General features: G+C 62.6%; 1 pseudogene. It reads right to left on the reverse strand.

Features of this window, described 5'->3' with window-relative positions:
* Positions 1-238: pseudogene (locus SB764_RS44420) on the reverse strand (ABC transporter ATP-binding protein); the annotation flags it as partial.

A 238-nucleotide genomic window follows, 5' to 3' on the forward strand; every position in this document is an offset into this window, starting at 1 on the left:
GGGCGGCGCGTCGCATAGGCCTCCATCTGCATCAGCTTCAGCATCTCGAGCGCCTTGGCCCGGCGCTCGTCCTTCTCGACGCCCTTCATCTTCAGGCTGAAGGCGACGTTGTCGATCAGGTCGAGATGCGGAAACAGTGCGTAGGACTGAAACATCATCGCCGTGCCGCGCTTGGCCGGCGGAAAGTCGGTGACGACGGTATTGCCGAGGCGGACATCGCCGGAGGATATGCTCTCGT

Origin of the sequence: Paraburkholderia sp. SIMBA_027 (assembly GCF_046535315.1) — a bacterium.
GTDB classification, from domain to species: Bacteria; Pseudomonadota; Gammaproteobacteria; order Burkholderiales; family Burkholderiaceae; genus Paraburkholderia; species Paraburkholderia tropica.